General features: G+C 60.4%; 7 protein-coding genes and 1 pseudogene. 3 read left to right on the top strand and 5 right to left on the bottom strand.

Annotated features, from left to right (window positions below):
• The 3 genes and pseudogenes from K344_RS20600 to K344_RS0107050 all read right to left on the bottom strand — a co-directional run.
• Window positions 1-292: pseudogene (locus tag K344_RS20600) on the bottom strand (energy transducer TonB); the annotation flags it as partial.
• Between the two features lie 17 nt (window positions 293-309).
• The gene (locus K344_RS23890; RefSeq protein ID WP_157622811.1) at window positions 310-1,842 is read right to left on the bottom strand and encodes an OmpA family protein; all 1,533 of its coding nucleotides are present in this window, start codon (window positions 1,840-1,842) and stop codon (window positions 310-312) included.
• 77 nt (window positions 1,843-1,919) lie between these two features.
• Complete coding sequence (locus K344_RS0107050) at window positions 1,920-4,448, bottom strand: TonB-dependent receptor (protein ID WP_084197087.1); 2,529 nt, start codon at window positions 4,446-4,448, stop codon at window positions 1,920-1,922.
• A 403-nt stretch (window positions 4,449-4,851) separates the two neighbouring features.
• Between K344_RS0107050 and K344_RS0107045 the strand changes: the two genes are divergently transcribed.
• The 3 genes from K344_RS0107045 (at window position 4,852) to K344_RS0107035 (ending at window position 7,911) form a co-directional block, all read left to right on the top strand.
• Window positions 4,852-5,601, top strand: a complete 750-nt coding sequence (locus K344_RS0107045) for a glutathione S-transferase family protein (protein WP_043113970.1) — start codon at window positions 4,852-4,854, stop codon at window positions 5,599-5,601.
• Window positions 5,602-5,625: 24 nt separating this feature from the next.
• Entirely contained in the window at window positions 5,626-7,119 is a 1,494-nt protein-coding gene (locus K344_RS0107040) for a coniferyl aldehyde dehydrogenase (protein ID WP_084197085.1), read from the top strand.
• Window positions 7,120-7,185: 66 nt separating this feature from the next.
• On the top strand, window positions 7,186-7,911 hold the full coding sequence (locus K344_RS0107035; protein WP_157622810.1) for a nuclear transport factor 2 family protein: 726 nt from the start codon (window positions 7,186-7,188) through the stop codon (window positions 7,909-7,911).
• Window positions 7,912-8,009: 98 nt separating this feature from the next.
• Here the strand turns inward: K344_RS0107035 and K344_RS0107030 are convergent, their stop codons facing one another.
• Window positions 8,010-9,569 carry an acyl-CoA synthetase gene (locus K344_RS0107030; protein WP_028080076.1) on the bottom strand — a complete coding sequence of 520 codons (1,560 nt, stop codon included), beginning with the start codon at window positions 9,567-9,569 and terminating at the stop codon, window positions 8,010-8,012.
• Window positions 9,570-9,596: 27 nt separating this feature from the next.
• The gene (locus K344_RS20590; RefSeq protein WP_157622809.1) at window positions 9,597-10,772 is read right to left on the bottom strand and encodes a cytochrome P450; all 1,176 of its coding nucleotides are present in this window, start codon (window positions 10,770-10,772) and stop codon (window positions 9,597-9,599) included.
• Window positions 10,773-10,946: the final 174 nt, after the last annotated feature.

Below are 10,946 nucleotides of genomic sequence, written 5' to 3'. Positions count from 1 at the left end.
TGCTCTGCGCGGTGATCGCGTGCGCCGGCGGCGGCGTCGCAATGTTGATCTCCGGCGGCGGCACGAACGGCGGCGGTGGCTCCTCGAGCTTCGGCGGCGGCGGCGGCGGTGGCTCGTCCGGCGGCTTCACTTCTTCGATGATCTTCGTTTCGATGGGCGCCGGCAGAATCTCGATCGCCTTGCGCGCCAGTCCGGACACCAGCGCCCAGATCAGCAGAGCGTGGAAAATCACCACGCCCGCAAGACCGATCATCCGGCGACTGTTGTCTGGCTGCGCTTGTCCCAGCTGCATGGCTTGAGGCTCCCGCCTTACTCTGTGATCGGCGATTCCGGCGCCGGCTCGGCGGGCGGCGCGCGCTCTGCCTCAGCTGGCACCATCGGCGCTATATCCGCCGGTGCTTGCTGCGTCGTATCGACCGGGGCAATCGGCGCAGCCGCGGCGTCCCCAGCCGGGGCATCGACACTGACAATACGAAGCTCGACGCGCCGGTTCAGCTCACGCCCCTCGTCCGTGTCGTTATCGGCGATCGGCTGTGATTCGCCATAGCCCTTCGCGCTCATGCGATCGCTGGCGACACCGCGCTGCTCCAAGTAGTGGACGACCGCCTGCGCGCGACGTTCGGACAGCTGCTGGTTGTACTCGTCGCGCCCCTTCGAGTCAGTGTGACCGGCGACCTCGACGTGGATGCTCGGCGCCGCGGCAAGCGCGTCGGCGACACCATCCAGGATCGTCTCGGCATTGACCGTCAGCGTCGCCTTGTCGAACTCAAAGTTGACGCCACGCAGCACCACGCTGTCACCGACCGCGCAGCCCGACAGGTCGATGCGCTGGCCTGCTTCCGGCGGCTTGCACGGCGGCGGCGCCAGCGGACACCCGACGTCGTTGACCTGCGTGCCGGCTGGCGTGTTCGGGCATTGGTCCCTGTCGTCCGGTACACCATCGCCGTCGCTGTCGACGGGCGCGACGGGCGGCACCACCGCGGCCGGTGCCGCGGCCGGCGCCGGAGCGGGCGCATTCAGCTTCAGTGGCAACTGCAGGCCGATGTTGACCATCACGTCCTTGAACGTGCTCGGTGCGTCGATGTCTTCCTTGAAGTCGCTCTCGCGTTCGAGGAAGCGATCACCGAGCTGGTACAGCGCTTCGGCGCGAATGGCGAAGTCGTAGCGGCCGACATGCAAGGGCAGCATGTAGCCAAGGCCCGCCATCACGTCGACGGTGAAGAAGTCATCGTTCGGCGTCGCTTCCAGAATCGGCGCGATGTGACTGTGCGGATAATCCACGAATCGCGTCATGCCGCCGCCGATCACGCCATACAGGTACGGCAGCGAATCGAACGGGAACAGCAATGCCTTGATCTTGAAGCTCTGGCGCTGAACACCGGAACTCGTGGTATAGGTCAGGCCGGTTTCCAGCGCGTAGTTGTGCTCCTCGTCGCGGTAGCCGAGCAGCAGCGAGCCCCCGAAGTTGTTCGACAGCACCGGGTCCTGCAGCGACTTCAGGTACGTGCCCATCACGCTCACATAACCGCCGTCGAGCAACGGCGAAAGGATCGGTTTGGCGTTTTCCTCGGCCGGCGGCGCGGCCAGCGGGATCGTCGATATGGTGGCGTCATCCGGCACCGGTGCAGCCTCCGCCGGCGTCACCGGCGTATCGGCGGGCGGCGTTGCCATCACCGGGAAGGCATCCGCAGCGGCGGCGGCACCCGCATCGCCGGTGGCGGCCACCGCATCCGCCTGCGGCTGGCCCGCAGCCGCATCGTCATACTGCGCCTGCGCCACGGCCGGCAGCGCGAATCCCGCAGCTGCTGCCATGCACAGCGACACCTGAAAAACAGTCTTCATGAAATTCTCCCCTTGCTGATGTCGGCTGATCCGCCCCCGATATAACGACCCGACTCCCGATTGGCGTGTCGTGTTCATCAGAAGGTCCAGTCCAGACGAAGCGAGAACGTGCGAGCCGGACCGAGCGTCGCGTTCGCACCCCAGTCGAGCAGCAGTTCACCAGCGGTGTAGAACTTGTTGGTCAGGTTGTCACCCGCAATCGTGGCACGCAGCTTCCACGGCTCGTACAGATAGCTGATATGCGCACCGAGCAATGCATACCGCGGCTGCGAATACAGCGGATTCTCCGACGCTTCGTAGAAGAAACCATCGTTGTAGTAGCCACTGACCGTCGCCTCGAACGGACCGCCCGGGACCTGCCAGGTCTTCGACAGCGCCGCCGAAGCGGTGTACTTCGGCACGCGCGTGATGCGATTGCCGGTGTAGTCCTGACCGCCCGGGATGAAGAGACCAGTGCCCATCTGGTGGCCCTGGGCATTGGTGTACTTCGTGTAGATCGCGTCGATGTACGCGCCGTTCAGCGTCAGCACCAGATCGTCGAAGGTCTGCGGAAACAGTTGCGACGTGATGTCGAACTCGATGCCCTGAGAGCGCGCACTGCCCGCCGTCGAAATCGACAGCGCACCGCCGTTGATCAGCGAGATGGCCTGCGTCTGCAGATTGTCGATGTCATAACGCCAGACGGCCGTCGTGAAGCGTGTCGTGTTGTCGAACAGCGTCGTCTTCAGGCCGACTTCGTAGGCGGTCATGTACTCCGCCGGCGCGTAGGCGGGGCGCAGGTAGAAAGCGAAACCATTGTACGAGTGCGCCTTCAAGGCTTGCTGGTAGGAGGCGTACAGCAGCGTGCCGTCGTCGAACATGTAATCCAATGCGACCTTCGGCTTCCAGCCTTCAGTCACGTCCGACAGCGGCAGCGCCCGGCCCTTGTCGTCGGTATCGGACGCGTCACGCGCCGAAGTCCAGTTGAAGACCACCGGATCAGCGATGCCGGCCACGGTAATGGCGGTGTTCGACTCCAGAATGCCGCGGCGCTCATGCTGGAAGCGCTCGCCGAGCGTCAGGGACAGTTGATCCGTCAGTTTGACGACCGCCTGCAGGTAATACGACCACGATTCGGTGCGCACCATGCCGATGTTCGACAGATTGTAGGCCGGCAGCGCGTTGTTGGTGACCAAATCCAGGACATTGCTGATCAGGCCCTGATTGAGCAGGGTCTTGACGATATCTAGCTGCGTGAGCTGTATGCCCGCAGCCTGGAGATTGTTCAGCGGCAGACCGCCGACCGTCACCGTCACCGGATCGAAGCCCTGCGTGTTGTGGAAATAGAAGAAGCCGGTGGTCAGCGTCAGCCAATCGGAGAACGGGGTACCCGAGTTCGACAGGAACTGGATTTCGCCTTCCTGCACCTTCGCGGTATGACGACGAACGTGGAACGAAGCGCCCGGAAACTCCGTGGCGTCATAGTCGTAGTTATATGGATTGCTCATGTACTGATCGCTGCCGATCAGCTTGGTGTCGAACCACGGCGTGTTCCAGATCAGCGTGGTGTTGGCAACGAAGGTCTGCAGATCGCCGTACAGCGGGATATCGTCATGGACTTCGTAGCGGTGAGCATCCGCCACGACGTCGCGGCCGCCGAGCAGTTGCGAATACGCCAGGTCGGTCACATTTCCGAGCAGGGTACGGCTCACCGGCGCCGCGATCGTCGATGTGCCGTCGCGCTTCGAGCCCTGGACTGTCAGGCGCCAGTCGATGTCTTCGGTCGGCAACCAGCGCAGCTTGACGCGTGCGCTCGCCTCCTTGTTCGGCGGAATGTCGTGATCCGCAATGGTGCTGTCGTCCGTCCACATGGTGTTGTCGGTGCTGAAATATGCCGACACGTTGGCAGCCAAGGTTGTGGTCAACGGAAGATTCGCGAAAATGCGCGCCTTGTTGAGCATGAAATCCTTGCCCTCGCTGTTGGTGTACGACAGCGTGATTTCTTTGCCGTTGAAGTCTGGCTCCTTGACGATGACGTTGATGGCACCACCGTTGGCGTTGCGGCCGAACAGCGTGCCTTGCGGACCTTTGAGGATTTCCACGCGCTCGATGCCGCCGAGGTCCTGCGCAACGGCAGGCGAGAACGGGTAATAGACGCCGTCGATGTAGGTGGCGACGCTCGGATCCGAAGTCAGCCACGCCTCCGAACCGATGCCGCGGATGTAGACACTCGTGAAGTCGCCGGCCTGTTTGCCGAGGTCAAGGCCCGGCGTGACCTTCATGAGGTCGGTGGTGCTCAGCACGCCGCGCGCTTCGAGCGCACCCGGTGAGAAAGCCTGCACGGACAGCGGCACGGACATCAGCTTTTCTTCGCGCTTCTGCGCGGTCACGATCACTTCTTCGACCATGCGCGAGCCGCCGCTGCGCGCCTCACCGGCGGTTGGCGCGGCTTCGGCTTCCGGTACGGCCGAGGTCGCGATTCCACCATCCGCTGGCATGGCTGCATCGCCTTGCGGGGCGGCAAGATCGGCCGGCTCTGCCGTATCCTGCGCCTCCATCTGCGCGCGAGCTTGCACGCCCGTGAGCGCGAGTCCGACCGTCAGGGCCAGTCCCATAGCGTTCTTCATCTTCGTAACTCCTCCTCAGCATCCGTTCTATTGCCGACCGGCTATTCCGTCCGGCAACCCCAACCTGAAACGACTCCCACTTGCCGAAAGACAGTGGCATGCATACCGAAGTAGCCCGGCGAAAATCCTGAAAGCTTTATGTGAAGAAGATCGGCAGATGCACCCCGGATTCGAAGACATATCGCACCGAAGCGACACGTGACGGTTCCGTGTTTCCATTACGGGGTGACGCCATTTGAATCTCCTCCGACGGCTCGTCGATGCGGCCGACTTTCATATCTGTACTGTCCCGGGGTGCTGCGTCGCGCAACGCCGAATCGCCGGCCCCCGCGAAACGGCATTTGCAATCATACCGTGCATCTACTGTATCATGTCGTTGCGACACTATCCTAGCGAGACACAGATGAAAGTCAATACGAGAGGAGAGATTGTCCTTACGCAGATGGAGATTTCCCCGTTCTGCGACAAGGTGCGCAGGGTTCTCCACTACAAGGGGCTCAACTATTCAACTCGCGAAGTCAAAGTCGCCGAGATCAGCTTTCTCAAGCGCCACGCCCCGACGGGGAAAGTGCCCATTCTTGATTATGGAGAGCGGCGCATCTGGGATTCGACGGATATCTGCCTCGCGCTCGAGGACCTGCACCCGATGCCGGCACTGATTCCTTCGGACAAGCGAGCACGCGCCGACGTCATGCTGATCGAGGACTGGGCAGATGAGACACTCTACTTCTTCGAGATGACGATGCGCTTCGCCTGGCCGGATGATCGCGCCAGATGGAGCCTTGAGCTAGCGAAGCGCGACCTTCCTGCCGTGCGCATGCTCGCCCCTTTCCTCGTCCCGCGGCTCACGAGGAAGATCGTTGATTTCCAAGGGCTCGGGCGCAAAAGCCGAGCGCACGTGCTGCGCGATCTCAACCGGCTGCTCGACTCGCTGACTGTTCGCGTTGCCGACACCGGCTACTGCGTCGGCCACACCATCACGCTGGCGGATATATCGGTGGCCGCACAGATTCATTGCATCAACGGATCAACAGAGGGCGCGGCCGCGATCAATGCGCGGCCCGATCTCGCTGCATGGAAGAAAAGAATCGACGACGCAACGATGCCGCAAGCGCGGCATGCCCCCCACGATACAGTTGTCGATCCACGGTGAAACAGACTGCATGGAGGAGAAATCATGAACGACGCACTCAATGCCGGCAGCGTTGAGAGCGCGACGCAGACCGACGCGTTGCGACAGTTGCTGAACGTACAGCGTGCGGCATTCGCCGCCGAGTTGCCGGTGACCGCGAAAATCCGCCTCAATCGACTCGATCGTTTGAAGGACATGCTGATTCGCGGCCGCAATGCCCTATGCGACGCGATGCAGGACGACTTTGGCCTGCGCTCAAAACATGTTTCGCTACTGACCGACATTGTTTGCTCGGTGCGCAACGTTCGCCACGCCGCAGACAACGTCGAGCGCTGGATGAAGCGCAGTCGCCGTCCACTTGAATTCCCGCTGCGCCTGCTAGGCGCGGCCGCCTGGGTCGACTATCAGCCCAAAGGCGTCGTTGGCATCGTCTCGCCATGGAATTTCCCGGTTTACCTCACCCTTACACCACTGAGTGGCGTGCTCGCAGCCGGCAACCGCGCATTGATCAAGCCAAGCGAACTGACGCCCGCCACCTCTGCTTGCATGGCAACGCTGATCAAGGAATCTTTTGATCCGGCGGAAGTTACCGTGGTTCTCGGCGACGCGAGCGTCGGCGCCGCATTCACCGCCCTTCCCTTCGACCATCTAGTGTTCACCGGTGGCGGCACGGTCGGCCGTCACGTCATGCGCTCAGCGTCCGAGAATCTGGTTCCCGTCACGCTGGAGCTGGGCGGAAAGTCGCCAGTAATCGTTTCGCGCTCGGCCGATGTCGAGCAAGCCGCTGAACGCATCGTGCTTGGCAAGCTGCTCAATGCCGGACAGATCTGCCTCGCGCCAGACTACGTTCTCGTAGCGCGCGAGCATGAAGAATCACTTGTTAGTGCGATGCAGCAGCAGGCCCGGCGTTTCTATCCGACGTATGCCGGTAACGATCAGTATGTGGCAATCATCAATGATCGTCATCAGGCGCGTCTGCAATCCTACCTCGACGACGCACGTGCACGCGGCGCAACGCTGATTTCATGCACGTCGCCAGGTGAGCCGGCGCTCAGCAATACCGGCCATCGCATCATGCCGTTGACGATCATTCGTGGCGCGCCGCCAGAAAGCCTGGTGATGCGCAACGAGATTTTCGGGCCGCTACTGCCGATCGTTCCGTTCGATCGAATCGAGGATGCGATCCTCTACATAAACGAGCGAGATCGTCCGCTCGGCCTCTACTATTTCGGCATCGACGATCGCGACCAGCGTGAAGTACTGGCCCGCACCATTGCCGGCGGTGTGACACTGAATGACGTCATTTCCCACGTCATGCAGGAGGATCTCCCGCTCGGCGGCATCGGCGGGTCTGGTATCGGCCGCTATCACGGGCACGACGGCTTCCTTGAATTCAGCCATGCCAAAGCGGTTTACCGACAGGCACGCATCGACGTAGCCGCATTGCTTGGCTCGAAACCACCATATGGGAGAAAGCTCGAAAAGTACATCGAAAATGAACTGCGCACCCGCCGCGCAAATGCCGCCGGAACGCGGTAAGTGATGCGCCGCCTAAGCTCGTTTTAGGAAGACCATCTGTATCCAACAGAGAAAACGGAGGAATACATGCATCTCGCATATCTTGATCAAATGAAGAACGTCAACCTCAACCAGGCGCGGCGGAGTTTCCTAAAAGCCGGCGCTGCCATCACAGTCGGCGGCCTCTCGCCGTCGCTCGCCTTCGGCTTGCAGAAAGCTGATGCGACAAATGGCTTCCGAGGACGGGGCCGTATGGGCATGTCGACCGGCGAGGACTGGATCGACACGTTCTTCACCGGCGGCGCAGACGTCATCATCAACTACTACGCCGACGATTTTGTCTTCGAGGATTTGACATTCTTCCAGTGCATCGACAACAAAGAAGATCTCTATCGTGCCTTTCTACCGTTCAACGATGCGGGCCCAAACTCGCCGCTCGGCGTCCACAATTTCGACATCATTCGCTATGATGGCGGGCTCGCCGGTGACCGCACCGCGTTGGTACGCAACAGGAAGCCGGAAAACTACACCGACGAGGAATGGGCCATTTGGAGCAAAGACACCAAGGCCGGCGCCGATTACGACTACGACGAATGGGCGCACATGGCCTGGGTCTGGCGTGCCAAGCACAACATGGATGAGTTCCTCGGCCTTAAAGGCGCCAAGGGCAAGACAACTCACGTGCGCGGAACGACGTTCCATTGCTACAAGAATCGCAAGATCGTCCGCGAGTTCACTCAGTGGAACTTTCGCGAGGTGGCGATCCAGCTTGGAGCGTTTCCGGCGCCCGACAAGTTTTGGTTGAAGAAGTAAAGAAGCAACGTAAAGACGAAGGGCGCCTGCGTGGCGCCCTTCTTATTTGTCGCTTTCACAGCTCCAGCTATTCGCTAGACATCCACCTGTATAACGCACTAGTTCACCGCTCTTGCCTGACCTTCCCAGAACGGCTTGCGCAGCTCGGCCTTTAACACCTTGCCCGCGCCGGACGTGGGTAGAGTCTCACGAAGCTCGTAGCTGCGCGGCACCTTGTAGGCCGCGATGCGGGCACGACAATGCGCCTGCAACGCCTCCAGCGTCAATGGATCACTGCCGGGCTTGAGTACTACTGCCGCGTGTACCGCCTCCCCCCATTCCTGATGCGGAATTCCGAACACGGCACATGTCAGAACGGCTGGGTGGCTCGCGATCGCGTTCTCGACCTCGGCGGAATAGACGTTCTCACCGCCGGTGATAATCATGTCTTTCAAGCGATCGACGATGAAGAGGTAACCTTCTTCGTCCAGATACCCCATATCACCCGAGTGCATCCACCCACCCCGCAGCGCAGCGGCGGTCGCCTCCGGCTTATTAAGGTACCCGCGCATCATGTTCGGGCCACGTAGTATGATCTCGCCAACGGTGCCCGCCGGAAGTTCTCGATCCTCAGCGTCGACGATGCGCACCTGAACATGATAGGCCGCGCGACCGGCAGACCGAACTCGACCGCTATTTCGGGCACTCCGCAAATGCTGAGCCGGCGGCAGCACCGTCATGGCTGCCGCCATCTCAGTCATGCCGTAGACCTGCGTGAATTCGGCACCGGGCAGCGCAGCCATCGCACGATCGAGAAGCGCCTCAGATACGGGTGCCGCGCCATACATCACCCGACGCACAGACTGAACATTGGCCGACTTAATCGCCGGGCTGTCTACCAACGCCTGCAACATCGTCGGCACCAGCAGCAAATCACTGATCTTAAGCGCCTCGATTGCCGGCAGAACCAGCTCCGGCCTGAAAACCGGCATGGCGACATGCCGCCCACCCCGCAGAAGCAGCCCAGCGAGAAGCATCATGTCGCCGAGGTGGAACATCGGCGCAGCATGCAGACCGATCGCTTCCTCAGGAAACGAACCTTCAGCCATCAAAGCAAGAGCGGAGCTGCATACGTTCAAGTGAGTCAGCAGCACGCCCTTCGGGGCACCCGTGGTCCCGCCGGTATAGAAGACGCCGAATAGCTCATCTCCTCCCACATCGGCATCTGCGATTTCGGGACTGCTTTTAATGATAGATTCAAGATCGAGCATGCCACCCGGACAGGCGCCATCGCCGATAAACAACAAGTGGTCAAGGCTCGGTACTTCGCTACTAATCGCGTCGGCATTCGGCGCAAACTGATCATCAAGAAACAGAACCCTCGCCTTTGAATCGTTTAGCGAGTAGACGATCTCTGGAACACTCCAGCGGAAGTTCACTGGGTTCGCGACCGCGCCAATCCATGAAGATGCAAGGAAGAATTCGATGTAGCGATCGGAATTTAACGCAATGATCGCAAGGACATCGCCTCTCCTTACGCCGAGAGAAATCAAGGCGCCGGCTATGCGGGAAACACGGCTCCTCAGCTCGCGAAATGTGTGCGCACGTGCGCCGCATACCGTAGCGACGGCATCCGGCGTTAACTGCATCGAGCGATGTAGTCCTTGCGTAAATTGCATGAGCTCTCCTCTCGCGACCGTGTGGACCTAACGGTTGGCGACGCGAAGTCGCTTGGGCCCGCGCAGGTAGAACGAATCGTTCCACTGCAGCGATTCCAGATCAGCGCTGAGCTGCGGCATACGTTTAAGGAGAATGCCGAGCGCGACCGTCACTTCATGGCGCCCCAACGCCTGACCAACGCAGAAATGAATGCCATGGCCGAACGCCATGTGCTGCGCCGTGTCCGTACGCGTGATATCAAAGCTATTAGCGTTTTGGAAGATCGATTCGTCGCGGTTGGCGCTCGCGTAGATCGGCATGATGATCGTGTCCTTGGGCAGGCTGGTCCCGTTGATCAACACGTCTTCGGTGGCCCGACGAAAGAGCATTTGGATAGGAGAAATGAAGCGCAGGACTTCCTCGACCAGATTCGGCAGAAGCTCGGGCCGCTCCAAGGCGAGCTGGCGCTGGTCCGGGAACTTCGTCAGCAGCAGAAGCGCGTTGCCGAGCGTGCTCGTTGTCGTCTCATTTCCCGCGATCAGTAGCAGAACACACATCGCCATGACCTCATCTGGCGAGAGAACCGCGCCTTCCTCCTGCTTAACTAGAGCGGAGATGATATCGGGGCCAGGATTGCGCCGCGCGGCAGCAATGCGCTCGATGAAGTACTCGCGGAACTCCTGTGCGTCACGATGTATGGCATCACGCTCCTCTTGAGTAATGGTCTTGTCCGATCCGACCGTTACCTGATTAGACCATCGCCGGAATGTCGGACCCATGCTGGCATCGATACCCATCACATCAGCGATAACGGTAACCGGCAGCGGTGAAGCAAATGCGTCCATGAGATCAAAGCCGTCGCGTGCGTCGACTTCGTCAAGAAGTTTATTGATCATCCGTTCGATGGACGCCGCGATCGAGTCGACGAACTTCTTCGAAAATGCCGTCGCGACCAGTTTTCTCAGCCGAGTGTGCTGCGGCGGATCCGACGATAGAAGGTACGGTGCACCTGGCGCCGGATTGAACTCGCCGAAGGCGATCTGGATTAGGGGATCGGATGAGAACAATTGGTGATTCTTCAGGACATGCTTCACGTCCTCGTACCTGGACACCGCCCAGGTATTCACCGATGGACAGTAGGCCACCGGCGTCGTTGCGCGGAGCTCTTGGTAAAACGGATACGGATCTTCCCGGACTTCCGGTGCCAACGGATCGAACTTCATAGTCTTCTCGTACAAGGAATATCGGCCGTCGGCGCGATTTATCGCCGATGGGCTTTGCCTCCTCAGTGGCGCGCAGCTTTCTATTTCCGCATGGCTCCGGCCCGAGGTGGACCGCAGTCATCGCCGAACCGCGCTATCCATTGATTATGTCGCTTCGACACAGTGTAGTGATAC

The organism is Solimonas soli DSM 21787 (assembly GCF_000474945.1).
GTDB classification, from domain to species: domain Bacteria; phylum Pseudomonadota; class Gammaproteobacteria; order Nevskiales; family Nevskiaceae; genus Solimonas; species Solimonas soli.
The sequence above is the reverse complement of the archived record's forward strand: the minus strand, read 5'-3'. Positions and strand labels throughout refer to the sequence as shown.